22 protein-coding genes and 1 pseudogene are annotated in these 25113 nt (G+C 42.2%); 13 read left to right on the top strand and 10 right to left on the bottom strand.

Features of this window, described 5'->3' with window-relative positions:
- Positions 1-30 precede the first annotated feature (30 nt).
- From HUK62_RS06580 to HUK62_RS06570, 3 genes and pseudogenes are all read right to left on the bottom strand, one after another.
- Positions 31-1285, bottom strand: a pseudogene (locus tag HUK62_RS06580) (NRAMP family divalent metal transporter).
- Between the two features lie 352 nt (positions 1286-1637).
- Positions 1638-2549, bottom strand: coding sequence for a LysR family transcriptional regulator MumR (gene mumR / locus HUK62_RS06575; protein ID WP_176537422.1), 912 nt, complete (start codon positions 2547-2549; stop codon positions 1638-1640).
- Between the two features lie 343 nt (positions 2550-2892).
- Complete coding sequence (locus tag HUK62_RS06570) at positions 2893-5847, bottom strand: heavy metal translocating P-type ATPase (RefSeq protein WP_176537421.1); 2955 nt, start codon at positions 5845-5847, stop codon at positions 2893-2895.
- An 82-nt stretch (positions 5848-5929) separates the two neighbouring features.
- On the opposite strand from HUK62_RS06570, the gene HUK62_RS06565 reads away from it, so the two are divergent.
- From HUK62_RS06565 to HUK62_RS06550, 4 genes are all read left to right on the top strand, one after another.
- Positions 5930-6325 carry a MerR family transcriptional regulator gene (locus HUK62_RS06565; RefSeq protein WP_176537420.1) on the top strand — a complete coding sequence of 132 codons (396 nt, stop codon included), beginning with the start codon at positions 5930-5932 and terminating at the stop codon, positions 6323-6325.
- 71 nt (positions 6326-6396) lie between these two features.
- Entirely contained in the window at positions 6397-6987 is a 591-nt protein-coding gene (locus tag HUK62_RS06560) for a 5-formyltetrahydrofolate cyclo-ligase (protein WP_176537419.1), read from the top strand.
- Positions 6988-7135: 148 nt separating this feature from the next.
- Positions 7136-9565 (top strand): endopeptidase La, encoded by a 2430-nt coding sequence (gene lon, locus HUK62_RS06555; RefSeq protein ID WP_010326303.1) that lies wholly within the window; start codon positions 7136-7138, stop codon positions 9563-9565.
- A 130-nt stretch (positions 9566-9695) separates the two neighbouring features.
- On the top strand, positions 9696-10076 hold the full coding sequence (locus tag HUK62_RS06550; protein WP_004980894.1) for a VOC family protein: 381 nt from the start codon (positions 9696-9698) through the stop codon (positions 10074-10076).
- A 244-nt stretch (positions 10077-10320) separates the two neighbouring features.
- Here HUK62_RS06550 and HUK62_RS06545 read toward each other — a convergent pair whose 3' ends face one another.
- Positions 10321-11262 (bottom strand): M28 family peptidase, encoded by a 942-nt coding sequence (locus tag HUK62_RS06545; protein WP_176537418.1) that lies wholly within the window; start codon positions 11260-11262, stop codon positions 10321-10323.
- Positions 11263-11408: 146 nt separating this feature from the next.
- Here HUK62_RS06545 and rlmH point away from each other — a divergent pair, with 146 nt between their 5' ends.
- From rlmH to HUK62_RS06530, 3 genes are all read left to right on the top strand, one after another.
- Positions 11409-11891 (top strand): 23S rRNA (pseudouridine(1915)-N(3))-methyltransferase RlmH, encoded by a 483-nt coding sequence (gene rlmH, locus HUK62_RS06540; RefSeq protein WP_176537417.1) that lies wholly within the window; start codon positions 11409-11411, stop codon positions 11889-11891.
- Between the two features lie 108 nt (positions 11892-11999).
- Positions 12000-12776 (top strand): class III extradiol ring-cleavage dioxygenase, encoded by a 777-nt coding sequence (locus HUK62_RS06535; RefSeq protein ID WP_125281155.1) that lies wholly within the window; start codon positions 12000-12002, stop codon positions 12774-12776.
- Positions 12777-12917: 141 nt separating this feature from the next.
- Entirely contained in the window at positions 12918-13697 is a 780-nt protein-coding gene (locus HUK62_RS06530) for a DUF4377 domain-containing protein (protein ID WP_176537416.1), read from the top strand.
- A 75-nt stretch (positions 13698-13772) separates the two neighbouring features.
- On the opposite strand, the gene gdhA is transcribed toward HUK62_RS06530, so the two are convergent.
- Entirely contained in the window at positions 13773-15116 is a 1344-nt protein-coding gene (gene gdhA / locus HUK62_RS06525; RefSeq protein WP_004980905.1) for an NADP-specific glutamate dehydrogenase, read from the bottom strand.
- Between the two features lie 346 nt (positions 15117-15462).
- On the opposite strand from gdhA, the gene HUK62_RS06520 reads away from it, so the two are divergent.
- Positions 15463-16257 (top strand): RnfABCDGE type electron transport complex subunit B, encoded by a 795-nt coding sequence (locus tag HUK62_RS06520; protein WP_176537415.1) that lies wholly within the window; start codon positions 15463-15465, stop codon positions 16255-16257.
- A 2-nt stretch (positions 16258-16259) separates the two neighbouring features.
- Positions 16260-16970, top strand: a complete 711-nt coding sequence (nth, locus tag HUK62_RS06515) for an endonuclease III (protein ID WP_148826427.1) — start codon at positions 16260-16262, stop codon at positions 16968-16970.
- Positions 16971-16981: 11 nt separating this feature from the next.
- Here the strand turns inward: nth and HUK62_RS06510 are convergent, their stop codons facing one another.
- The 4 genes from HUK62_RS06510 to HUK62_RS06495 all read right to left on the bottom strand — a co-directional run bounded on the left by HUK62_RS06510 (position 16982) and on the right by HUK62_RS06495 (position 19897).
- A complete protein-coding gene (locus HUK62_RS06510; RefSeq protein ID WP_176537414.1) occupies positions 16982-17179 on the bottom strand; it encodes a hypothetical protein in 198 nt (65 codons plus the stop codon).
- Positions 17180-17261: 82 nt separating this feature from the next.
- Positions 17262-17921 carry an adenylate kinase gene (adk, locus tag HUK62_RS06505; protein ID WP_004980915.1) on the bottom strand — a complete coding sequence of 220 codons (660 nt, stop codon included), beginning with the start codon at positions 17919-17921 and terminating at the stop codon, positions 17262-17264.
- A 77-nt stretch (positions 17922-17998) separates the two neighbouring features.
- Positions 17999-19315: a hypothetical protein gene (locus HUK62_RS06500; RefSeq protein WP_176537413.1), complete on the bottom strand. Its 1317-nt coding sequence runs from the start codon at positions 19313-19315 to the stop codon at positions 17999-18001.
- A gap of 63 nt (positions 19316-19378) precedes the next feature.
- On the bottom strand, positions 19379-19897 hold the full coding sequence (locus HUK62_RS06495) for a hypothetical protein (protein WP_176537412.1): 519 nt from the start codon (positions 19895-19897) through the stop codon (positions 19379-19381).
- A 241-nt stretch (positions 19898-20138) separates the two neighbouring features.
- On the opposite strand from HUK62_RS06495, the gene mrdA reads away from it, so the two are divergent.
- The 4 genes from mrdA to HUK62_RS06475 all read left to right on the top strand — a co-directional run bounded on the left by mrdA (position 20139) and on the right by HUK62_RS06475 (position 24183).
- A complete protein-coding gene (mrdA, locus tag HUK62_RS06490; protein WP_176537411.1) occupies positions 20139-22184 on the top strand; it encodes a penicillin-binding protein 2 in 2046 nt (681 codons plus the stop codon).
- A gap of 2 nt (positions 22185-22186) precedes the next feature.
- On the top strand, positions 22187-22753 hold the full coding sequence (rsmD, locus tag HUK62_RS06485; RefSeq protein WP_176537410.1) for a 16S rRNA (guanine(966)-N(2))-methyltransferase RsmD: 567 nt from the start codon (positions 22187-22189) through the stop codon (positions 22751-22753).
- 195 nt (positions 22754-22948) lie between these two features.
- Complete coding sequence (locus HUK62_RS06480; protein ID WP_176537409.1) at positions 22949-23683, top strand: sulfite exporter TauE/SafE family protein; 735 nt, start codon at positions 22949-22951, stop codon at positions 23681-23683.
- A 164-nt stretch (positions 23684-23847) separates the two neighbouring features.
- On the top strand, positions 23848-24183 hold the full coding sequence (locus HUK62_RS06475) for a hypothetical protein (protein WP_176537408.1): 336 nt from the start codon (positions 23848-23850) through the stop codon (positions 24181-24183).
- A gap of 70 nt (positions 24184-24253) precedes the next feature.
- On the opposite strand, the gene HUK62_RS06470 is transcribed toward HUK62_RS06475, so the two are convergent.
- Positions 24254-24850, bottom strand: coding sequence for a 1-acyl-sn-glycerol-3-phosphate acyltransferase (locus tag HUK62_RS06470; RefSeq protein ID WP_010326291.1), 597 nt, complete (start codon positions 24848-24850; stop codon positions 24254-24256).
- Positions 24851-25113 lie beyond the last annotated feature (263 nt).

Genomic DNA, 25113 nt, shown 5'->3' with positions numbered 1-25113 from the left:
GATTCCTTTATCACTTCACCGTCTACTGGCTTAAAGTTTGGTTAAATAATTAAAGACTGTGGTAAAGGACATATAGCCCATCCACCATGTCAACATACATGTGAGTACACCCAAAATAAGTAACCATTTTGGATAGTTATAATTCCCCATCATATCTTTACGGCAAGCGGCAACATAAACAAAAATAGTCAAACCGATTGGCAGTACCAAGCCATTAAAGCCACCAACAAAGATCAATAATCCAGCCGGTGTCGCGCCCAGTACGACATACAGCAATAAAGCTAAAGAGATAAATGTAATGGTGATGTAATTGGTTTGTTTTGGACTCAGGTTTTTCTTAAATGCGGTAAAGAACGAAACCGAAGTATAAGCGGCACCAATGGTACTACTGATCCCTGCTGCCCAGAAAATCAGACCAAATAATTTATAACCGAAAGTCCCTGCGGCATATTGAAAAGCTTGTGCTGCTGGATTGGCATCATGGCTGGCTAAATCAATGCTTGCACCACTCACCACTACACCCAAGAAAGCTAAAAACAGCACATAACGCATGATGCCTACAACCACAATACCTTTGGTTGCAGCTCTTGCGACTTCATCAATATTTTCAGGGCCAACCGCGCCTTTATCCAGTAAACGATGGGCGCCTGCATAACAGATATAGCCGCCGACCGTTCCACCAACAATCGTAGTGATGATGGCAAAATCAATCTGATCGGGTGCAAACGTTTGATGAACAGCTTGACCCACAGGTGGCATCACAATGACGGCAACAATGATAATCAAGATGATTTTGAGCAACCCCAAAACGATCATGCTTTTATCCATCGCCAGCGTGGCTTTTCTTGAAGCAAAAATTAAAATGGCTAAAGCACCACTTAATATGCCGCCCCATTTAGTGTCCAAACCAAATAATGCATTGAGACCTAAAGCTGCGCCTGCAATATTACCAATACTGAAGAAGAAGCCACCCAAAATGACCAGAAAAGCCAGTAAGTAGCCACTGCCCGGCAAGGCTTTATTGGCAATATCCGAGGCACGCATTTGCGTCAGCGTTACGACACGCCAAATATTTTGCTGAACCACATAATCAATCAAAATAGACACGAGAATGGCAAAGCCAAACGCCGCACCCAATTTCACAGTAAAAACTGCGGTTTGAGTTAGAAAACCAGGTCCCATGGCGGAGGTTGCCATCATGAAGATTGAAGCAACAATGGCCCATTGGCGATCTGATAAAAAAGAAGATTTTAATAAAGACATATTTAATGCGTTCCTCGTCCATTTGAGCTTAATAACGCTATTTTCAAGTTGAACCAAGAACATCATTTTGTTTGCAAATTCTGTTCTTAAATCCCTTTAACTGACAAAGATTCCCAGTTGCCCAACCAAAGCCATGGCGGATCAAATCTTCTATTTGAAATAAGAACATAGGCAAGCACGATGAACAATACGACTTTTTACATCCATTATTAAAACTAAATAACTGTATTTTATTATTTTTTATTTATTATTTATTAAAAGTCTAATGATAAATTTTACTTATCACGCACGATAAGCTGCTTTTATAGTTTTTCAAACAAATTACGTTTTGAGATAAAGTAACATCACTTGTAAAAAAGCTGTGTGCGCCTCAATTATTTTTTAATTTTCTCAAGCAATCTTTTCATTGCGCTTTCAGAAACAGTGACTGCAACATCGGTTAGTTTCTCTTTCAAGGCCGCATCATTTCCTTGCATATAAATCGAGGTGAAATGAAAGGTTTTGAGTTGGATCGGTGTATTTAAAATCTCTAAACGACCATCTGTAATTTCCTTTAAGGCCCTTAAGGTCGGCACAACGGCGATCCCTAAACCTTGCTCCGCAAGACGCAATAAGGTCGCAAGCGAATAACTGGTAATAGACAGCGGCTCATCCAGTGCCTGCTCTTTCATTTTGGCCTTGAGCTCTTTATAGGGATAGGTAATTTTCGGGTAGGTTAAAATGGTATGAGACATCAATGCCTTAAACGACATTTGACCCACACCACCTTTGAAAGATGGGGCTGCCAAAAAACTCAGTTCAAAGTCACACAGCGCCTGCTCTACACACTCAAAAGCCAAAGTCGGCCCCAACAAAAAGGCCATGTCCAAATCCCCTGTACGCACACCCTCTTGCAAATTTGGAGTCAAATCCACCACAATTTCCACAGAAACTTTAGGAAACTCTTTTTGTACTTTCTCGATATATTCAACCAACCACGTATAAACGATCGTCTCAGAAACACCTAAACGAATTGTTCCTGTGAGGTGTTGGTTTTCAGTCAGCTCAGCCACCAAATCGGTTTCCAAACGCATAAACTTTTCAGCATATTTAAACAGAGTCATGCCTTTATGAGTGGGTTTAAGCTGTCGAAAACTGCGATCGAGAACTTTAAAACCTAAATCATTTTCAAGAGAGGTGATTTTTTGTGAAACGGCAGGCTGAGTCGTTTGTAATTTTGTGGCAGCCTTATTGAAACTATTTAAAGTCACAACCCAATAAAATGCTTCTAGATTTTTTAAATTCACCCTGAATCCTGCCTTTACTCCATCCCGCTTATAGTACGGCAGTTCCCCCTATTTTTTAAGTTACTGTTTTATATAATTTCAAAATGTCTTACGAGATGACGCTCATTCAAGCGCTATGCCTTACCCAAATACATCTATTTTGCGTCTTTTACAACCTTACTCGGTCTAACCGAATCAAGGCTCTTTAAATCAAGTTGAGTCAAAAAAAGACGCTTGTAAAAAGCAATATTTATTCGCGCTGCGCTTCATTCCATTACGAATCATCATAAAAAAAGCACCTTTGTTGAAAAGATGCTTTTTTTAAAACTCAACTTAAAAAGAGACCGTAAAAATCTAAAAGCACTTATTTACTCTTTTGTAGACGTAAAGCATTTAAGACCACCGACAGTGAGCTCAGTGACATCGCCACCGCAGCGAACATCGGGGTGAGTAATAACCCTGTTAATGGATAGAAAATTCCTGCTGCGACAGGCACACCCAAACCGTTATACACAAAGGAAAAAGCAAGGTTCTGTTTCATATTACGAACACCTAGTTTCGCCATATGTAGAGCATCGGCTGCGCCACGAATATCACCTTTAACCAAGGTGACTTGTGCGGTTTGTTTAGCAATATCAGTTCCATTGCCCATGGCAATTCCGACATTGGCTTGTGCCAAGGCTGGTGCATCGTTAATGCCATCTCCCGCCATCGCCACAATTTTACCTTGGGCTTGATATTTCTTCACAATGTCCAACTTTTCAGTTGGCGTACAGTTGCCATAGACTTGTTGAATACCCAATTCCTTAGCCACCAACTGGGCATTTTGTTCATGGTCACCTGTTGCCATGACCACTTCAATACCATCATCAATCATCTGTTGAATGACTTGCTGCGCATTGGCCTTAATCGCATCGTGAATAGAAATATAAGCCAGCACTTCTTGGCTATTGCTTAAGAAACTGATCACATTGCCTATCGCACGCTGCTGGTTCAACTGGCTTTGCAAAGTATCATCTAAAGTGATGCCGAGTTGTTCAAGCAGCTTTTGGCTACCAATATAGAGGGTTTGCTCGCCAATCTGACCTTTGACACCAAAGCCAGTCACATCCTCAAAGTCTGCCACTTTAAGCAATTGCTGTGCAGGCACAATTTGCGTCAAAGTCTGTGCAATCGGGTGACTTGAATATTGCTCAATCGAAGCAATCCACTGTTCCGCTTGCGCTTGGTTCACATTTGGGCTGAGCAACTGAATTTCTTTAAGGCTTGGTTTACCTTCCGTCAGAGTCCCTGTTTTATCGACAATCAGGGTATTCACTTTACTTAAAGCTTCAATCGCCTCTGCATCTTTAAACAGTACCCCTTTTTGTGCCGCGCGCCCTGTAGTGGCCATCACGGACATTGGCGTCGCTAAACCCAGCGCACATGGGCAGGCAATAATCAGGACCGCCACCGCACACATCAGTGCCAGATCAAATTGCGCACCACCAAACACCATCCAAGCAGCAAAGGTCAGTACACTAATCAGTAACACCACAATCACAAAATACTTGGCAAACACATCGGCCAAACGTTGTAACGGTGCTTTAGAGCGCTGTGCTTCTGCCACTGTCTGAATCATTTTCGCCAAAGTGGTATTCGCCCCGACCGCCGTGGTTTGAATACGAATACTGCCTTGTTGATTGACCGTACCGCCAATCACCGTGTCATGCATTTTCTTTTTCACAGGCACAGGTTCACCGGTCATCATGGCTTCATCGACATGGGTTTTGCCTTCAACCACCACACCATCCAGTGGAATCTGCTCGCCCGAGGAAATCTGTAAAATATCGCCTTGTTTGACCATGCCAATATCCACTTCTACCACTTGATCGTTTTGAACCAACTTGGCCGTATTGGCTTGCAGTTTCAGTAAGGCTTTAAGTGAATCTGCAGTCTTGGCACGTGCTTTTAACTCCATGATTTGCCCAAGTAAACTTAAAGACACGATCATACAAGCTGCTTCAAAGTACACTGCAACGCCATGCCCTGTTTTGGCTTCCATTGGAATTACACTTGGGAAAATCGTTGCCACTACACTATAAATATAGGCCGCCAACACCCCTACACCAATGAGGCTCCACATATTTAAGTTGCGGGTTTTATAAGAGGTCCAGCAACGCTCAATAAACGGTTTACCCGCCCATAGCACTACAGGAGTCGCTAGGACCAACTCAATCCACGGCTGAATATGCGGTGAAATGAAACTATGAATATGTGAACCCATCGCCAGTCCAAACACGATCAGGGTCAGTGGTAAGGTCATCCAAAAGCGATGGCTAAAATCCACCAATTCAGGGTTCGGTGCATCATCTAAAGTCGGTTGCATCGGCTCGAGTGCCATACCACAAATCGGACACGTCCCCGGTCCCTTTTGTACAATTTCAGGGTCCATCGGACAGGTATAGTCCATATCCGCCGCGCCTTCAGGCACAGGACGCTGATCGGGTGGAATCAGATAAAACTCAGGATCCCCTTTAAACTTATCTAGGCAGGAAGGATTACAGAAATAATAGGTCTGTTGTTGATAATCTGTTTTTAACTCTGTATTTGGGTCAACCGACATGCCGCAGACGGGGTCAATAAATGTGGATGACCCTGATGGAGTAAGATGTTCATGCTTTCCTCCACCGCAGCAGCTACTTTTGGCAGCTTCTGCTTTCGGCTTGGGTGCACAACAACTAGCTTTGCTTTCTGCTTCTGTTTCAGGTTTAGGCGCACAACAAGATGCTTTTTTCTCAACCACTTTCGAGGTCGAACCACAACAACCTGAGGATTTAACTACAGAATCTGAACGTTCAGCCTTTACATAAGCCTCTGGGGTTGCAATAAACGTTTGCAAACATTTTTCACTACAAAAATAGTAGTTCTGCCCCTGCCACTCGGTGTGCGGTTTACTTAAATCAGTTACGGTCATGCCACACACCAGGTCAATAAATGTGGTCTTCTCTAAATTTGACACAGGTTTTGATCCGCAACCACAACCCTTGGATGCAACTAATGTACCTTCCTCTTTAGCCTGCGCACATGCATCAGTTATATCTGTTTTGGATTGACTACAACAAGCACTGGGCGCTTTTTCTGATGTTAAGTAAGCCTCTGGATTGGCCGAAAATTTCTTTAAACAGCCTGAGCAACAAAACAAATAACGAACTGATTGATGCTCATACACATGGGGAGAGTCCTCTGCGACCGTCATCCCACAGACAGGATCGATATTCACCACCATCGGCGCTAATTTCTGTTTAGAACAGCAAGACGTTTTATGTTGCTCACTCATTCTGACTTACCTTTTATTTTTTGATTGTGTTAGCATAAAGTCTGTACCTAGGTACTGAGTCAAGCCTTTTGGAGATTATTTTATGCTCACTATCGGCAAACTGGCGAAACACTGTCAGGTGAATGTGGAAACCATTCGTTATTATCAACGGATCGGTCTCATGCGCATTCCTGAAACCTCGCAAAACTATCGTTACTATAGTCAGCAAGATATTGAAACTTTAAGCTTTATTCAAAAAGGTAAAGATGCAGGCTTACAGCTCAGTGAAATTCAAGATCTATTGCATTTGCAACTGGATGACCGAGAAAAAGTCCGTGATGTGATTCAGCAACGACTGGAAAAAATTGATCAACGGATTCAAGAATTAAATGCACTGAAACAGCGTCTTTCAACTTGGGTGGATGAATGTAAAACCACCACTGACAGTTGCTGCCCAATTTTGCAAGAACTGAAAAAAGGTTCAACGACTGCGCCATAAACAGATACCATCTTTTAAATTTGGCGATCATTTTCACACTCATCTTTCCGATACTCAGGACTGCGTTCACCATGTCGATTGAACTTGCCCAACTCAGAAAACAGCTTCGCAAACAACGCAGACAAGTTTCCGCCTATCAACAGCAGCAGTCCGAACTTCAAATTTTACAGCGCCTAAGACGTGCGCCCGAATTCAAACATGCCACTCGCGTCGGGATCTACCTACATGCTTTTGGGGAAATTCAGACCCGTAAAATCATTGAATATTGTTTTCATCAAAAAAAAGCAGTGTATTTACCGATGATTTGCAATATGAATCAGCGCTTGGTGTGGGTCAAAGTTTCACGCAATCAATTTCAAAATAAACGCTTTTCCCTCCATCCGCTGGGTATGCAAGAGCCCATGGCAACACGTGGCCAGCACGTTTCACATTTAGATCTGCTACTCATGCCCTTATTGGCGTGTGATCCTTATGGCACACGCATTGGTATGGGCGGTGGTTTTTACGATAAAACCTTGGCTTCTGCGCGCTATCACCGTCCATTTCGTCTTGGTTTGGCTCATCACTTCCAGTTGGTGCCACAGCGCTTGAATCGAGAAACATGGGATCAGCCTTTAGATGGACTGCTGACCCCTCAACAACATTTACGCTTCAAGCGCTAAAATTGACATTTTTGACTGTTGAGAATACTTAAAAATCACATGCTTAGTCATTTTTTATACAATTTATTTTGACCTGCCCTTGTATTTTTTAAAATACCCATCACTATAAAAAACATGGCAACACCGTTGTCACTCATTAGGAGTGCCCATGTCTGAAATTATTATGAATCAAGAAACCTTAGAGCCTCAGGTTCCAAGTGTATTACCACTTTTAGCGTTACGTGATGTGGTGGTGTATCCACACATGCAAATCGCGCTATTTGTAGGTCGTGAAAAATCGATCAATGCAGTTGATGTGGCTCGTAACAGTGACAATCTAGTATTTGTAGTTGCTCAAAAAGATTCTCTTTCAGAAGAAATTGATCACGACAACTTATATCAATACGGTACTGTCGCGAAGATTGTGCAAGTTGTGAATCATGAAAATGATGAAAACTGTATAAAAGTATTAATTGAAGGCTTGCATCGTTCAAAGCTAGAAAAAATCATTGATGAAAATGATTATCTAACCGCAGAACATGCACTTAGCCCAATGTCAGTCCACATTGACGAAACAACGCAAGAAACACGTGTACAAGAATTACGTGCCCTGTTTGCTCAATATGCCGAAGCAAAACTACGTAATGCACGTGAACTGATTGCTGCTGCGAACAAGATTGACGATTTACTGCAATTGTTATTCTTCGTAGCGACCCGTGTCCCACTGAATATTGATGTGAAGCAAAAATTCCTCGAACACGATGAGTTTGAAGCACATCTACAAGAACTGATGACGTATTTATTGCAGCAATCTGAAGAACAACAGATTGAGCAAACTTTACATGACTCAGTGAAGCGCCAAATGGAGAAAAATCAACGCGAATACTTCCTCAATGAAAAGATGAAGGTGATTCAGCGTGAGCTTTCTGACATGAATGGCGGCGCGGAAGATGACGTGGCTGAAATTGAAAAACGTCTTGCTGAAGCTGATTTGCCTGAACACGTGCGTAAAAAAGCTGAAAGCGAATTCCGCAAACTCAAAGCAATGCAACCTGCGTCTAGTGAAGCGGCTGTGGTGCGCAATTATATTGAGGCCATTTTAGATACGCCTTGGAATAAAGCCAGCAAAGTCAGCATTAACTTAAGCAAAGCGCAAGAAATTTTAGATACCGATCATTACGGCTTAGATGACGTAAAAGATCGTATTGTGGAATATCTCGCAGTTCAATCGCGCGTGAAAAAACTCAAAGGCCCAATCCTTTGTTTGGTTGGCCCTCCAGGTGTAGGTAAAACTTCGCTGGGTGAATCGGTTGCGAAAGCGACAGGTCGTGAGTTTGTACGTATGGCGCTCGGTGGCGTACGTGACGAAGCAGAAATCCGTGGTCACCGTCGTACCTATATCGGTGCGATGCCGGGTAAAATTGTGCAGTCTTTAACGAAAGTTGGCGTGAAGAACCCATTGTTCTTGCTCGACGAAATTGACAAGATGGCACAAGACTACCGTGGCGACCCTGCTTCTGCATTGCTTGAAGTACTCGATCCATCACAGAACAGCAAGTTTAACGATCACTATTTAGATCTTGATCTGGACCTGTCTGAAGTGATGTTCATCTGTACTGCCAACAGCATGAATATTCCAGAAGCTTTGCTGGATCGTATGGAAGTGATTCGTCTACCGGGTTATACCGAAGATGAAAAAGTGAATATTGCTGAGCGTTACCTTGTTCCGAAAGCAATGAAAAATAATGGTCTACGTGCGAAAGAATTGACTGTTCATGAAGAAGCGATTCGTGACATCGTGCAACGTTATACACGTGAAGCTGGTGTGCGTAGCTTAGAACGTGAAGTCTCTAAAATTGCCCGTAAAGTGGTAAAAGAAGCGGTTAGCAAGAAGGCGAAAAACCTGCAAGTTGATGTGACTTCGGCCAATCTTCCAGACTACTTAGGTCCACATAAGTTTGACTTTGGTATGGCGGAAGATGAAGCTCAAGTCGGTCGTGTTAACGGTTTAGCGTGGACTTCAGTGGGTGGTGAGTTGTTGACCATTGAAGTTGCTGCGGTCAAAGGTAAAGGTAAATTCATTACCACGGGTTCACTCGGCGATGTAATGAAAGAATCGATTACCGCTGCTATGACTGTCGTGCGTACCCGTGCAGATGAATTGGGTATCGAGTCGACACGTTTCGAAGAAACCGATGTTCACGTCCACTTACCAGAAGGTGCAACACCGAAAGATGGCCCTTCTGCAGGTTTAGCGTTAACAACTGCATTGGTTTCTGCTTTCACAGGCATCCCAATTCGCCCTGATATTGCCATGACAGGTGAAACCAGTCTCGGTGGTCGTGCAATGCGCATTGGTGGCTTGAAAGAGAAACTTCTGGCTGCACACCGTGGTGGAATTAAGCTGGTCTTCATTCCTCAAGACAACGTCCGTGATTTATCTGAAATCCCTGACAATGTTAAAGAAGGTTTAGAGATTAAAGCGGTGAAATCAATTGATGAGATTTTACCACTGGCGTTGACATCTATGCCTGAGCCTTTGGTCAAAGCACCAATAGTGAAAGCGGTCGATGAAGGCAAAAAAGCTGCACGCCACTAATTCTGCATCTTAAAAAAAAGAGAGCTTCGGCTCTCTTTTTTATTACAATTTACTGTAGATAACACCACACATCTTTATGCTTTTATTTCCTACAATAATTTGATCAAGAGATACATGTAGGACAACTAAAATGAAAAACCCGATTGGCTGGTTTGAAATTTATGTGGATGACTTATCTCGTGCCAAACAATTTTATGAATCTGTTTTTAATATTCAATTAACTGAATTAACCCCACCAGCGGATGATAATTCACTGCAAATGTGGGCTTTCCCCTCAGACATGCAAGCCTATGGCGCTTCAGGTGCACTGGTGAAAATGCCAGGCCTATCCGCAGGAGGAAATAGTACCTTAATCTATTTTTCATGTGACGATTGTGCGAATGAAGCGAGCCGGCTTGTTGAGTCTGGTGGAAAAATTCATGAAGCAAAAACGGCTATTGGTGAATATGGTTTTATTGTGCTGGCCTTTGATAGCGAAGGAAATATGATTGGCCTACATTCCATGACGTGAAATAGATGAAGCCCCAAATTTTCACTTAGGTTGTTTGAATTTTTGTATTAAACCTTTTCCTCTATCATCAATCAGACTTGAAAAATCGATAAAAAGCCCGATATAAATAATAAGAACAGATACGCGCTGTATGTTTCTTTTTATTGATGATTTGAAATTGCATGGTCATCTGATTCTCCAGACGGATGACCTTTTATCGCAGTTCTCGCTACTTGGGAACTGCGTTTTTTATTGCTCAAATATATTAAGGTTTCAATAAATGCTGTACCAACCCATCGATCACATTCGCCATTTTGGTCAAATTCAACGTTGCTAAGCGGTCTGCTTTGGTATGGTAGTGACCATTTCGATAAAATGCGGTATCGGTAATCATGACTGCGGGAATATCAAACTCCCAATAATTCAAGTGATCTGAAAAATCAAAAGCATTAGCAAAGCTCGGAGCAACCAAACGCTGACATTCCAACTGATCAAGTTGCTGCATCGCTGTACAATAGCCTGAGCCTAAATCACGTGAGCTGACGTTACTTACGGTCGCAATAAAATTACCATGGCTTGGATAAATCCACTTTAAGCCCACAGGATAGCTTTGGATGGGTTGTTCGCTAAAGAATCCGATCATTTCTAAAATATACACGCCTTTAATCTTATCTTTTTGTGACTGAACCGATTTCGCATGCACATAGCTGCCCATTTGTTCAGTTTTAGAAAACGGTGGTTCTTCTAAACTATAGAACACAAAGTCCACATTGTTGGGCAATTTAGACTTTTGCTCTGCCAAAATACGCGCCGTTTCAATCACACCAGCAACGCCAGAGGCATTGTCATCTGCGCCATCCTGATCGCCAAAGACGTCATAATGCGCCCCAACAATCACGCGGTCTGCCCGTCCGACGTTTAAACTACACACTACATTTCGGTAAATTTGCTGATTGGCCGTAAAGTTTTGATAGTGACACGGAACGCCTAATAATCGCATTTGTTCTTTGATCCATGCAGAGACACGGTTTAGTTCATCAAGATTTTTATAGTTCCGTGCTTTGCCCTGACCAATCACTTGCTCTAAATAAACTTGTAGATTTTGTTCATCAGCCATTTTGACGTTGCTTGCAAATACCTGCACTGTGAAAGCACCCAGTACAACAATCAACAAAAAAGCCTGTTTTTTTAAAGTTTTGAGCCACATTGTTATTATTCCAAGTATTTCTTATTCCTCTCATCTGTTGAATTAAGCAACATTAGTTCAGTGAATTCAATTGCATTTTGTTTCGTCTCACTACAAAGCCTTGCTTTCACCGTTATAATGAATCGTCTCCTTATACATGCCCCATTATGAAAATCCGTATTCTGACCATTGGTCAAAAAATGCCAGCGTGGGTACTGACTGGTTTTGAAGATTATTTCAAACGTATTCAACCTTTTGTGCAAACGCAGATTATTGAACTGCCAATGGCAAAGCGCGGTAAAAATGATTCAGAAGCAGATATTTTAAAATACCGTCAAATTGAAGGTGATAGCATTTTAAATGCAATGAAAGGTAACGAAGTACTGATTGCTTTGGAAGTCGGTGGTCGTGATTTTAGCACCGAAAAACTGGCAGAAACCATGAAAGGGTGGATGCTTGAGGGCAATGATATTGTGCTTGCTATTGGTGGGCCTGACGGTCACTCTGAAGCAGTACGCAAAGCAGCTGCTTGGCATTGGTCTTTATCCAAACTGACCTTACCACACCCGATGGTTCGCGTGATGCTGATTGAACAACTCTACCGAGCTATGAGTATTAATCATAATCATCCTTATCATCGTGCAGGTTAAGCTCAAGTATTGTTCTTTTTTTGGAACAATACGTTGATATTTCCCCCATTACACAGATGATAAGAATCTGACAAAATTCTTTTCATCTTCTCCTATTAGGCTTTCACAATGAACTTACAAACGCTACCCGGCTTATTCATTTCTCATGGCTCACCCATGCTTGCGTTGAATCCAGAGCAAGTTGGGCCTGCGTTGCATCGTTTGGGTCTAAACTTACCTACACCACAAGCAATTGTGATTATGTCCGCGCACTGGGAAAGTAACTCACTTGAAGTAAGTACTGGAGTACGTCCGGAGACATGGCATGACTTTCGAGGCTTTCCTGCTGAGCTTTATGACATTCGCTACCCAGCACCCGGTCAACCTGTTCTAGCCGAAGAAATTCTACATTTATTAGCAGAAGCAGGTTTTTCAGCTCATGCAAACAGTACCCGTCCGCGTGATCATGGCGTTTGGATGCCTTTACTTCATATGTATCCAGATGCAGACATTCCTGTGGTGGAAATCTCACTCCCGATGAATCTGTCCGCAGAAGAGATTTATAAAATTGGACAAACTCTTGCACCACTTCGTGAGCAGCAGGTGTTACTGATTGGTTCTGGAAGTATCACACATAACTTAGCCGAGTTGTCTTGGCATGGTCAGTCACAAGCGGTACCTGAGTGGGCATCGACGTTTCGTAATCATGTGGCCGCGAAACTTAGCCATCAGGACTTTGACGCTATTTTAGACTGGGAATCGATTCCTTTTGTCCGCCGTAACCACCCAACATTAGAACACTTTGCCCCAATATTTTTTGCAATGGGTACAGGGCATCGTTTTAATATTGTGCATAGCAGTTTTACCATGGGTGCACTGGGCATGGACATTTACCGTTTCGACTAATGTATAAATTTTACTTATATATTAACAAAGAAATATTTATGGATACATTTTGAAACCCAAAAGAACTGAATGTATCCATTCTTTTAAAAATAACATCGGATAGCATGTATCTTGTTATTTTAAATCAAGAACTTGTAAGCCATGAAATTAAAATATTTAGCGATTGTCCTTTTCCCACTCGCACTGGCTGCTTGCCAATCATCTGATATTCAAAAAGTAGGAGATTTGGCTGTGTCTGTACTACAACAAAATGCAGATCAAACACTCGCAAACTACCATTGGAGCGCGAATATCCCAGATGCGCCTAAACCTTTGGTTTTAAACTTTGACAAACAAGCAGGTCGCTTAGGCATTGCAACCAGTTGTAACAGTATGGGTACCAGTTGGAAAGTTGAGAATAATCAAATTGTGACGGGTAACCTGATGGCGACTCAAATGGCATATGAACCAAAAGCCATGGCTCAGGAAGGCATCGCAGCAGATTTATTTGACAACCTTAAAGCACCGTTTGTTTTAAACCTAAATGATCCTGATGCACCAACACTGACCGTGGTATCGGCAAAGGGTGAAAAAATTGTATTCACTGGTAAGCAAACTGCTGAGTCGAAATATCAAAGCCAAGGTGAAACTGTTTTCTTAGAAATCTCACCAGAAACCAAAACATGTTCTGCAGGTGTTGCCCGTATGGAATGCCTACAAGTTCGTGAAATTAAATATGCTGAAAATGGCGTAAAGACACAGGTCGATAAAGACTGGACTTTATTCTATAACCACATTGATGGCTTCACCCACAATCCGAAAGAGCGTCAAATCGTGCGTGTTAAACGTTATGAAATTGCCAACCCTGCGGCTGACCAATCAAAATATGCTTATATTCAAGACATGATTATTGAACGTGAAGCAGTCAAAGGTTTATTGTAATCGTTCAATGATCTGTAAAAAAACCGAGGCTATCGTCTCGGTTTTTTATAGAGATTTTTCTAAGTGTATATAAACTTAGAATACGCCTTGAGCAAGCATTGCATCTGCAACTTTTACAAAGCCTGCAATGTTGGCACCATTTACATAGTTCACAGTACCATCTGCTTGTGTACCGTATTTCACACAGTTACGGTGAATTTCTTTCATGATCGCATGTAAGCGCTCATCGACTTCTTCAAAAGTCCAACCCAAACGCAAAGCATTTTGTGACATTTCTAGGCCAGAGGTCGCAACACCACCCGCGTTGGATGCTTTACCTGGTGCGTATAAAATTTTCGCTTCAACGAATTTTTCGACTGCATCTAAGGTAGAAGGCATGTTCGCCCCTTCAGCGACACAAATTACTCCATTTGCAAGAAGTACTTCAGCATCTGCCTGATCTAACTCATTTTGAGTTGCACATGGCAGTGCAATATCACATGGAATAGACCATGGACGCTGACCTTCTAAGTATTCAAAGCCATGCTTAGACGCAAACTCAGAAATACGACCGCGCTTCACATTTTTCAATTCCATCACTTCAGCAAGTAAAGCATCGGTAAAACCTGCTTTTACATATACCGTACCCGCAGAGTCAGACAATGAAACGACTTTTGCACCCAGATACATTGCTTTTTCAGCAGCGTACTGTGCTACGTTACCAGAACCAGAAATCGTGACTGTTTTGCCTTGGAAGCAGTCGCCACGTGTTTTCAGCATTTCTTCAGCAAAATACACTGTGCCGTAGCCCGTTGCTTCAGGACGCGCCAAAGAACCACCAAAGGTCAAACCTTTACCCGTAAACACAGATGAAGTGTCATTACTCAACTTCTTCATCATGCCAGCCATATAGCCCACTTCACGACCACCCACACCAATATCACCCGCAGGGATATCCGTATTTGAACCTAGGTGACGGTATAGCTCAATCATTAGCGCTTGGCAGAAACGCATAATTTCGCCTTCAGACTTCCCCTTAGGATCGAAGTCTGAACCGCCTTTACCACCACCCATTGGTAGTGTCGTTAACGCATTTTTAAAGGTTTGCTCAAAGCCTAAAAATTTTAGGATCGATAGATTCACCGATGGATGAAAACGCATACCACCTTTAAATGGACCAATTGCCGAGTTGTACTGAACACGGAAAGCACGGTTGACATGTGTTTGACCTTGATCATCCACCCATGAAACGCGGAATTGAATCGCACGCTCTGGCTCAACTAAACGTTCTAGCAAGCCGTGGTCTGCATAACGAGGATTTTTTTCAATGAACGGCCAAAGGCTGGTCATGACTTCCTCTACCGCTTGTAGAAACTCGGGTTGATGTTCATCACGTGTTTTCACGTAATCTAAAAACTCATTAAGGCTGTTATATTTCAACGCTTAATCCTCAGCAGAAAATGGATCAAAATTGGTCAAATTTTATAAACAATGTTAAATTTTGGCGCAAACAATTAAATATCTTTTACCAACAATTCACAACACATTTCTGTCAAAAAACATATTTATCATTTATATAACAATTATTTATATAAAATATACCTAGAATTTTTTATAAAAAAACACCAATGAAAACACGGGCTTAAAATCTTTTTTTGCTCAAAAATGATGCAGTTAATGAACCATTTCAGAACACAGGATTATTCAAAAAAAACATGGTAAAATTCAGTGATCTACCTATTTCTCCTAATATCTCTGCAAATTCAGTTGCAGGATTGGTTTACGCATGAATTCGCACATTTCCCTGATCCAAAATATCGATGCTCTCCTTCCCCAAACCCAATGTGGACTCTGCGGACATCGTGATGGATGTCTGCCTTATGCCCAAGCCATCAGCGAAGGTGAAGCAGCCAATAAATGTGTACCTGGCGGGCAGCCTGTAGCCGATGCATTGGCTCAGTTACTAAACCGGCCAGCATTAATTGCAGAAGAAAGTGTTTGGCCTATTCAAGCCGATGGCCGCCCACAGAGAATGAAAGCAATCATTCGTGAAGATGAATGCATTGGTTGTACCAAATGTATTAGTGCCTGTCCTGTAGACGCCATTATTGGCTCGGGTAAACTCATGCACAGTATTTTGACTGACCTGTGTACAGGCTGTGAACTGTGTATCCCACCTTGTCCTGTTGACTGTATTGACCTTATTCCAGATGTAAACGGTATACCGACGGAAATCTTACGCAAAACTGAGCAAGATGATTTAAGACAACGCTATTACGCACATATTCAACGTGAAGAAAAACAGCGCCTACACCGTAAAGGTCCAGTGGTTCGTGCCGAAATTGATACGGCTTTATTTGCCCAGTTTTCAGCACAGAACGATGCTGTACCTGATATTCAAATCCTCGACAAAGAGCCAGAAATAGCAGCAAAGTTCGATGCAAAATCCACCATTGAGCTGGCGAAATTACGTGTACAAATCAAAAAACTAGAAAAGCAGCTCAGCGTGCGTGAAGATACGAAAAAACGTCTGTTGTTAGATGACTTAACCCAACAGCTTCATCAGTTACAGGGAGCTTAAGCATGCTAACCACAAGCGGAAAACCTGTAAAAAACATGACCAAAAAGCAAATCCAAATCTTTTTTGAACGTTTACGCGCACAACGTCCAAATCCCAAAACTGAATTGAATTATTCGAGTCCTTTTGAGCTGTTGGTGGCTGTGACCTTGTCTGCTCAGGCGACGGATGTGAGTGTCAACAAAGCTACAGATAAACTCTTTCCAGTCGCCAATACACCTGAAACTATTTATGCCTTAGGGGTAGATGGTTTAAAAACCTATATTAAAACCATAGGCTTATATAATGCAAAGGCTGAGAATGTGATCAAAGCCTGTAAAATACTGATTGAAAAACATAACAGCATCGTGCCAAACAACCGTGCCGATTTAGAAGCCTTGCCCGGTGTAGGACGAAAAACAGCCAATGTGGTGTTAAATACTGCTTTTGGACAACCGACGATGGCGGTCGATACGCATATTTTTCGTTTAGGCAATCGTACGGGATTAGCGGTCGGCAAAAATGTGCTTGAAGTCGAACATCGTTTGGTAAAAGTCATACCGAAAGAATTTATTGTTGACTCGCATCATTGGCTCATTTTACATGGTCGATACTGCTGTATCGCACGCAAACCGAAATGCCATGAGTGTATTGTTTCAGATGTGTGTAACTGGCCAGATCGTTTTGAATTTGGTGCAGCACGTATTGCCACAACGACGATAGAAGCTGAACATTAAAGTTCAGTTTTTTATTTTTGATTCGATTTATCTTTTAAGTCTTGCTGCAACTTCGGATGTAACTGACGTTCTGGCTGCGTCTTCGACATTTTTTCTTGCTTACTGACATCGCGTAGCATTTTTACGCTGATATAAAACAGACCTACTAATACCGCCGCAGCAACAATAATTAAAACAATGATTCCAACTTGTGCCACACGCGACTCCATTTTAACAGGATCAAGAAAAAGAGCCCTAATATGACTTAGAGCTCTTTCAATGTCAAAACATTGCCATGTTTAAAACATGCAATTATTTGTCTTGATCAAGAATCGCAAACAAATCTGCTTGTACTTCGTCAATTGGACGTAAGCCATTCAGCTTGTCATAGGTTGGTGCATTTTCACCAGACGCTGCGCGACCTTGGTAGAAACCAACCAACTGTTCAGTTTCAGTGTGGTATGAACCTAAACGCTTACGAATCGTTGCTTCTTGGTCATCAGGACGTTGTACCAGCTCTTCACCAGTTTCGTCGTCCTTACCTTCCACTTTAGGTGGGTTGTAAACGATGTGATAAACACGGCCCGATGCAGGGTGCTGACGGCGACCAGAAAGACGTTGTACGATTTCTTCGTCAGGAACATCAATTTCAATCACGTGATCAATGTTGATACCTTCATTTTCAAGCGCTTCGGCTTGAGGAATGGTACGAGGGAAACCATCAAAGATACAGCCATTTACACAGTCAGGTTGCGCAATACGTTCTTTCACTAAACCAATGATCAGTTCATCAGATACAAGACCACCATTGTCCATCACGCTTTTAGCTTGTAGACCGAGTTCAGTTCCTTCACGAATTGCAGCACGGAGCATATCACCGGTTGAAATTTGTGGGACATTGTAGCGCTTACAGATCAACTGAGCTTGTGTACCTTTACCTGCTCCAGGTGGTCCGAGTAAGATAATGCGCATAAAAAAACATCCTCATTTAAACAATGTATTTGACACTTTGTACATATCGAAAAATTCGACATATTTTTAGCATCTAATTATAAGAAAGCTACAAACAAATGTATTGTACCCGCAATGAAGCCTGTTACCCCACCCAATAGAATCAAAATCCATTCGTCTTCCTGAAATGCAGGACGTAATAAGTTTTGAAATTCTTTCGGCGTTAGCTCCCGAATACGGTCTCTAAACATTTGATAGATTTTCTGTGCACGGCTCGCATTGAACGCTGGGTCGCATACAGGCACCATCGTAATTTCAATTGAACGATCAATCAAGTCCGTCTTGAGTTTTGCGTATTCACGTGGCCCCAAAGACAGCTGCAAAGATGTTCTCACCAATGGTGTTTCCATGATTTCATTAATATGACGTTTGACAATACGACGGGTCTTGTCTTTTTTATTGCCATACATCATTTCAGTCATGATGGATTTTAACGTAATCAGGTCTTCTGTGACTACACTTGCAAACACATCAGACACTTCTTCTTGACGCTTCATGAAAGCGCCTTGCACATTATAAGTCCCAATGCGCGGAATCACAGGTTTAATCCATGGAAACTTACGATCTTTTGTTAATTCAGTCAGTTGCAAGTATCGAACATAGTGTGGCTCAATTGGATTAAACACCATCCAAATCGCAATCCAGTTGGTTAAGAAGCCCCATACTGCCGCCCAAAATGGCACGGTCCAATGCCATGGCACCACAAACCAAACAATCATTTGGAAGATACCAAAGAACATCCCAATGAGGGCACTAATATGCCAAATAAAGTTGATTTCTTTCTGACCCACTTTCAAGAACATACGCACCATTAGTCTGCGGTCACCTTCCATTTGGCTGACCACCATATCGCGCATATCCACAAGTGACTCGACGTTCATGGTCAGTTCGGTCACTAATTCTCTGAGCACAGCCGGAAGCTGTTTGTGTGCCTGCGCATAAATTCGACGCTTAATCGAATAAGGTAAGTTTTCCCAAAGTACTGCATTGCGGTCAATCATGACTTCATCAATCAGGTGCTCAAGTTCAAAACCAACTTGCTCACCAATGATCCGTGCCATATCCTCAGGATCCATTGCATCTAAAAATTCACGCAAAGAACCAAGCTTAGATAAGGTGTTATCCGTAATGATGCCTGAAATACGCCCCGCTTTTCTAGGCACAATGCCCTGCCACCCCACAGGCAAACGCCCAATATGAAAACCCCAAAATGTAATCGGGTAAAAAACCATTTTCAGGGCCATCCAAACGTGCGCCCACGTCACAAAAGCAGTCACAGGAATAATGCTGAGTACAGCCCAAAAATCGGGTCGATTCAAAAAGGTTTGCCACAACTGATTGACGTACTCAAGCATGCATAACTTCCATATTTAATTTTATTAACTGAATTATATAGCGTTTTAAAAAAGATATTGTGTCTATAAACCGAAACTTAGAGTATAGGAAAATTGTAGTCTCGGTTCGGTTTCTACAATCACATCCCCCGATTTAGTTTCGAGTTTTTCCCCTGCGCCAATCCCCACACTGAAAGTGCTGATTCGTTCAGGACTAAGTAACACATAAGCAAGATCTACACCACCACCAAGGCGAGATTCGTACTCGCCATCTACTTTCTTACTGTCAATATGCCCTGCATAAACACCGAGATAATAACCATTTTTATCTTTACCGGTAAAATGAACTGGAAATCTAAAACCCAGTTGACCACCTACAGGGTAATCATCATTGATAAATACCCCAGCTTTTGCGTATGCAATGCCATAAGGATTCAACCATTCCAGATTGGTGTGCAGTAATTTCTGCGTTACACCAGCCCCTACATTCCACGTTTGAGCACTGCCAGCAGGAATTTTTGCATCTGGCAAAAAGGAATTATCTTGAGCGTAGGCTACGTTTGCACAGGCAACAAGTGCCAACACTGGATAAATTCTTGTCATTATTGTCACCATTATCCGTAATGTTATTTTAGTAATTGGTCCCTTTTTACAGGATTTTGACTGTAGCAGAATTTATAAAACACTTATATACAGCAATTTATATTTTTGATGTCTATAAAGTCAAAATTTAGGCAAAAATGAAAAGCAGAAGCAGCGATAACAAATATCAAAACAGTGTGACATGCGTTAGAATAGCGCGCAGGTATTTTCCTCTTTATCCATGTGTTTAAGTCGATTTGGTATGAAACAGCACTTTCCTTTAAAAAATGTCCAACAAGAAAAGCGCATTTTTCGAAATCGTACCTTTATCTCCATGGGTATTGTGGTCTTTTTCTTGCTGATTTTAGTCACTCGCTATGCCTATTTGCAGCTGGTGCAATTTGATGAGTTTTCAACGGCATCCGATCAAAACCGTATCCGCCTACAACCTTTAGCCCCTGCGCGTGGTTATATTTATGACCGCAATGGTGTGCTGTTGGCGGACAACTATCCTGTCTTTACCGCGACGATGAGTCGAGCGGATGTGACGGATATTGATGCTACGATTGAACGTTTAACGCCAATCTTAGAACTCACCCCTGATGATATTGAGCGCTTTAACAGTCGTATTAAAGCCTCACGTAAAACTGAACGCGTTTCCATTAAACTTAATCTCAATGAAAACGATATCGCTCGCTTTAGCGAAGTTAAATATCAATTCCCGGGGGTCAATATCGAAACCCAAATGACACGTTACTATCCACATGGTGAACTGTTTGCCCATGTGATTGGTTATGTGGGTCGAATTAACGATAAAGAATTAAAAAGCATCAATAAAGATTTGTATGCAGGCACTAACCTGATTGGTAAAATTGGGGTAGAAAATTCCTATGAAGATTTGCTGCATGGTGTACCAGGAAATGAGTCGGTCGAAGCCGATGCGCATGGTAACGTGCTACGTCATTTGGGTCGCAAAGAACCCGTTCGTGGTAATGACTTATATCTTTCACTCGATTATGGTTTGCAGACGGTTGCCTCAGAGCAGCTTGCAGGTCGTCGTGGTGCAATCGTGGCGATGGATCCACGTACAGGTGAAATCCTTGCCTTGGTCTCAAGTCCAAGTTTTAACCCTAACCTGTTTGTCACTGGCATTAGTCATACCGACTATAGCGGTTTACGCGATAACCTCGATCAACCGCTATATAACCGTGCTGTACAAGGCGCTTACCCACCCGGCTCAACCATTAAACCGATGTTTGGTTTAGGTGGTATTCATTATGGCTTAATTGATTGGGGCACGGCCATTTCCGATCATGGCTATTTCACACTTCCGGGCGATTCGCATAAATTCCGCGACTGGAAAAAATCAGGACACGGCGTAGTCAACTTGCATAAATCACAAGTAGTCTCTTGTGATACCTTCTTCTACATTCTGTCGTTCCGTATGGGCATTGAAAAAATGAACACATGGATGCGGCAGTTTGGCTTTGGTGAAAAAACTGGTGTGGACTTACCAAGTGAAAGTACAGGTCTTTACCCCAACCCTGAATGGAAAATGCGTACCCGAGATGCCAAGTGGCTCAAAGGGGAAACCATTTCAGTGAGTATTGGACAAGGTGCTTTTACAGCAACACCGCTGCAATTGGCTATGGCAACAGCCATTACCGCCAACCATGGTTCACATGTGATTCCGCATGTTTTACAAACCAGTAAAGGCGCAAAACCACATAAAGACTTAAATGCACCTGATGGCAGAATCCAGTTCAATGGCACCGATCAAGACTGGATACAAATGCGTGATGCCATGGTCGATGTCATTGAAACAGGGACTGGACGTGGCATTCGCACGCCAATGTATAAAATTGCAGGTAAAACCGGTACTGCACAGGTCAAAAGTATTGCTCAAGGTAAACGCTATAATGAAGCCCTGCTGACCGAACGTCAATTAGACCACGGTTTATTCGTGGGCTTTGCACCTGCGGAAAACCCTGAAATTGCGATTGCAGTGGTTTGGGAAAATGGTCGTCATGGTGGTTCTGCGGCACAGCTGGCTCGTCCGATCTTAGACTACTGGTTACTCACTCGTCATAAAAATCCAATTCGTCCACAAAACCATCAAATTAGTGGTGGTTTGATGACAGCGGGGATTAAACCGGGTGAATTACCAAGTGGTAGCACTCCACCAGCGACCACGGCAGGAACAAGTGCAGCAACACCAACCAGTATTCCAAATACAGCACCCGCTTCAACAACGGCAAATACAAGCCGTTCAGCTACACCACCTTCTGCACCTGTGGAGTCAGACTAATTATGAAAAACCAACTCCGCATCATTGGAGGGGACTGGAAACGTCGTCAACTGCCTTTTGCCAATATTGAAGGTTTACGCCCTACGCCTGATCGCGTACGTGAAACTTTGTTTAATTGGCTCATGTGGGATGTGCAAAATACCAATGTTTTGGATATTTGTGCAGGTTCGGGTGCGTTGGCATTTGAAGCCTTATCACGTGGTGCCTCAAAAGTAGTGATAATTGAACCTGACCGCAGTCAAGCACAGTTTTTAACACAAAACTTGGAACTCCTTAAAGTCCCTAAGTCTCGTGCCCAGTTAAAAGTAGCGACTGCACAGCAAACATTACCCACCTTAAAAGAACAGTTTAATTTGGTCTTTTTAGACCCGCCGTATAGCCTAGAGCTATGGGAAGAACTAGCCCTCTTGGCGGATCCGATGATTCAAAATAATGGCTATATTTATGTGGAAGCCGACCGAGATTTGAATCAGTTAAAACTTCCAAGCACTTGGATTCAAATAAAGAACACCAAAGCTGGTACTGTTCGCGCAGGCTTATATCAAAAGAAAGTGGCGGTTTGTCCATAATTAGGACTTTACACCCTTTTGATTGACTTTATCAGGCTGCCTTAGCGCATATTAGTATGGTTCTGAGCTACGCAATGTATGAAGATCAATATACATATTCAAAATCAAGCTAAGACTTCAGTCATTTTTCATGTCTAAAACTATGTAGACAGATCGAAAAACCGTACACTCGCTAAAATTTTAAATATATCGCATATGACTTGGTTGATCTTTATCTTAGGTGCAATGGTGGCGGGTTTTGTACAGGGGCTCACAGGCTTTGCATTTGCCTTAATCGCCATGTCATTTTGGGTCTGGATCTTGGCACCTCAGCTCGCAGCGCCCTTGGTGGTTTTTGCCTCGGTCTGGAGTCACCTAATTTCCTTAAAGTCAGAATCTGCCTTTCAACTTGATAAAAATCTCGTTGTACCTTATATCCTTGCAGGTCTGATTGGCGTTCCACTGGGAACCTATCTGCTAGACATCATTCAAGCACATACCTTTAAACTGGTTCTAGGAATTTTTTTGATTCTTTGGTGTCCATTAATGCTACTTAATCCCCAAATTCGCTTCATTCAAAACTCTGGAAAATACGCCGATAGCAGTATTGGTTTTCTTGGGGGTGTATTGGGTGGGCTGGGAGGCTTTTGTGGCTCATTGCCTTCGGCTTGGGTCATGTTAAAAAACCTTCCTAAAGAGCAACAGCGCTTAATTTTAAGGCATTTTAATTTCGCCATTCAGCTATTCACCTTACTCACCTATCTGCTCCGCGGAAATTTAAACTTGCAACATTTACCCTATATGGGCATCTTACTTCTGAGTGTGAGTCTACCTGCCATGCTCGGCGCGCAATTGTTTTATAAAATTTCTGAGCGGCAGTTCAAACATACGGTACTGGGTTTATTGTTTAGTTCAGGCTGTTTTCTATGTATCAGCTATCGCTTTCTGTAACACCATAAGACCTGAATCTGAACCTGAGTAATAGCTTGGGTCAGCAATTGTGTATTTTGTGTCAATATAGGCTCATCTTTAAACAACCTAGCTCTACTGGGCTTTCTCCAACTCCAAAAATCTTTATACAATTGGCGCACCTTCCAACCCATCGCTCACCATATATGAAACTGCCTCTTGCACTACTGAGTTTTTGCTTTATCAGTGCTTGCTCCATAAGCTCATCCAAAGAAATAAAACAAGCCGAAAAACTTCTCCAATCTTTTAACTGTCAAAATATAGAGCACGATCAGGCAGACCACAGCAGTATGACCAGTTATCATGAACAAGTGCTTGCCAGCAGCAAACAAAAAGCCAAATCCTATGTAGAAAGCTATCAACATGGCGATCAAATTTTTGACCTGCCCCTGCCCGAAGTGATTGAAACACAGCTACAAAGTTATACGGCCGCATGCCAGTCACTAGGTGGGGTTTTACCCAATCCCCAGCAAAACCCTTAAAATACGATTAGCAATAAAAAAGACAGCTCGAAAGCTGTCTTTTTTAATTTCATATGACTTAAATTTGAAGTTAAGACACAGTTGAGTCGTTGTGATAGCGAGTATCGACACTGAAATCTTGAGGAAATTTAGCAGAAATTTGCGCATAAAATGCCATAATTTCAGCCATATCTTTTTCATAGTCACCAGTAGGATAAATAATTTTACCCACCCCAGTTTTTTTCTTCGCGTAGTCCATATAGGCCAGCGCAATCGGAACACCAGCACTGACTGCAACATGGTAAAAACCTGTTTTCCACTGTTCCTGCTTGGCACGTGTCCCTTCAGGGGTGACCAACATGACCAACTTAGGGTGCTCTTTAAAAAGATCACTCATGAGTTGCACCATACTTGGACGTGGTTCACCTTCATGCTTCGGACGACGGTCAATACCTATCCCGCCCATTGCACGAACAAATGGCCCAAATGGTAGTTTCATATAGCTGTCTTTAATAGTGATACGGACATGCACACCTAAGGCCTTTAATGCCAAACGAGCGTACAACGCATCCCAGTTGCTGGTATGTGGCGCTGCAATCATTACACATTGATCGATATTCAAATCCCAATGATTATCAATCTGCCACCCCATTAAGGCTAAACTTTGTTCTGCAAGCTTTTCGAACACAAAAAAATACCACATTACTGAAAATCCGCGCCGATTCTAGCAATGCTGCTGATCAAATACACGGCGAGGCGCTCAATAAAACAACAATTAATCTATAAACGTATATTTTATTTAATTCCAAATATTTCAGGAAAAAACGGGGTCTTCGAAATTAAAGGTGAAAATACGTGAATAGTATTCTTTATTGAAGATACAGAAGCACTCACAGATCTTCACAGATTCATTTCCAGCACTCCTGTAAGGTAAAACTAAACACTGAATAA

It is taken from the genome of Acinetobacter sp. NEB 394 (assembly GCF_013374795.1).
In the GTDB taxonomy this organism is placed as follows: Bacteria; Pseudomonadota; Gammaproteobacteria; order Pseudomonadales; family Moraxellaceae; genus Acinetobacter; species Acinetobacter johnsonii.
Note: the sequence above shows the minus strand (reverse complement) of the source record. Positions and strands in the feature narration are given on the sequence as shown.

Bases quoted from the DNA above. Each gene is read 5' to 3' on its own strand.
- HUK62_RS06570 (WP_176537421.1), bottom strand. From the start codon at position 5,847: ATGAGTGAGCAACATAAAACGTCTTGCTGTTCTAAACAGAAATTAGCG.
- HUK62_RS06565 (WP_176537420.1), top strand. From the start codon at position 5,930: ATGCTCACTATCGGCAAACTGGCGAAACACTGTCAGGTGAATGTGGAA.
- HUK62_RS06560 (WP_176537419.1), top strand. From the start codon at position 6,397: ATGTCGATTGAACTTGCCCAACTCAGAAAACAGCTTCGCAAACAACGC.
- lon (WP_010326303.1), top strand. From the start codon at position 7,136: ATGTCTGAAATTATTATGAATCAAGAAACCTTAGAGCCTCAGGTTCCA.
- HUK62_RS06550 (WP_004980894.1), top strand. From the start codon at position 9,696: ATGAAAAACCCGATTGGCTGGTTTGAAATTTATGTGGATGACTTATCT.
- HUK62_RS06545 (WP_176537418.1), bottom strand. From the start codon at position 11,262: ATGTGGCTCAAAACTTTAAAAAAACAGGCTTTTTTGTTGATTGTTGTA.
- rlmH (WP_176537417.1), top strand. From the start codon at position 11,409: ATGAAAATCCGTATTCTGACCATTGGTCAAAAAATGCCAGCGTGGGTA.
- HUK62_RS06535 (WP_125281155.1), top strand. From the start codon at position 12,000: ATGAACTTACAAACGCTACCCGGCTTATTCATTTCTCATGGCTCACCC.
- HUK62_RS06530 (WP_176537416.1), top strand. From the start codon at position 12,918: ATGAAATTAAAATATTTAGCGATTGTCCTTTTCCCACTCGCACTGGCT.
- HUK62_RS06520 (WP_176537415.1), top strand. From the start codon at position 15,463: ATGAATTCGCACATTTCCCTGATCCAAAATATCGATGCTCTCCTTCCC.
- nth (WP_148826427.1), top strand. From the start codon at position 16,260: ATGCTAACCACAAGCGGAAAACCTGTAAAAAACATGACCAAAAAGCAA.
- HUK62_RS06510 (WP_176537414.1), bottom strand. From the start codon at position 17,179: ATGGAGTCGCGTGTGGCACAAGTTGGAATCATTGTTTTAATTATTGTT.
- adk (WP_004980915.1), bottom strand. From the start codon at position 17,921: ATGCGCATTATCTTACTCGGACCACCTGGAGCAGGTAAAGGTACACAA.
- HUK62_RS06500 (WP_176537413.1), bottom strand. From the start codon at position 19,315: ATGCTTGAGTACGTCAATCAGTTGTGGCAAACCTTTTTGAATCGACCC.
- HUK62_RS06495 (WP_176537412.1), bottom strand. From the start codon at position 19,897: ATGACAAGAATTTATCCAGTGTTGGCACTTGTTGCCTGTGCAAACGTA.
- mrdA (WP_176537411.1), top strand. From the start codon at position 20,139: ATGAAACAGCACTTTCCTTTAAAAAATGTCCAACAAGAAAAGCGCATT.
- rsmD (WP_176537410.1), top strand. From the start codon at position 22,187: ATGAAAAACCAACTCCGCATCATTGGAGGGGACTGGAAACGTCGTCAA.
- HUK62_RS06480 (WP_176537409.1), top strand. From the start codon at position 22,949: ATGACTTGGTTGATCTTTATCTTAGGTGCAATGGTGGCGGGTTTTGTA.
- HUK62_RS06475 (WP_176537408.1), top strand. From the start codon at position 23,848: ATGAAACTGCCTCTTGCACTACTGAGTTTTTGCTTTATCAGTGCTTGC.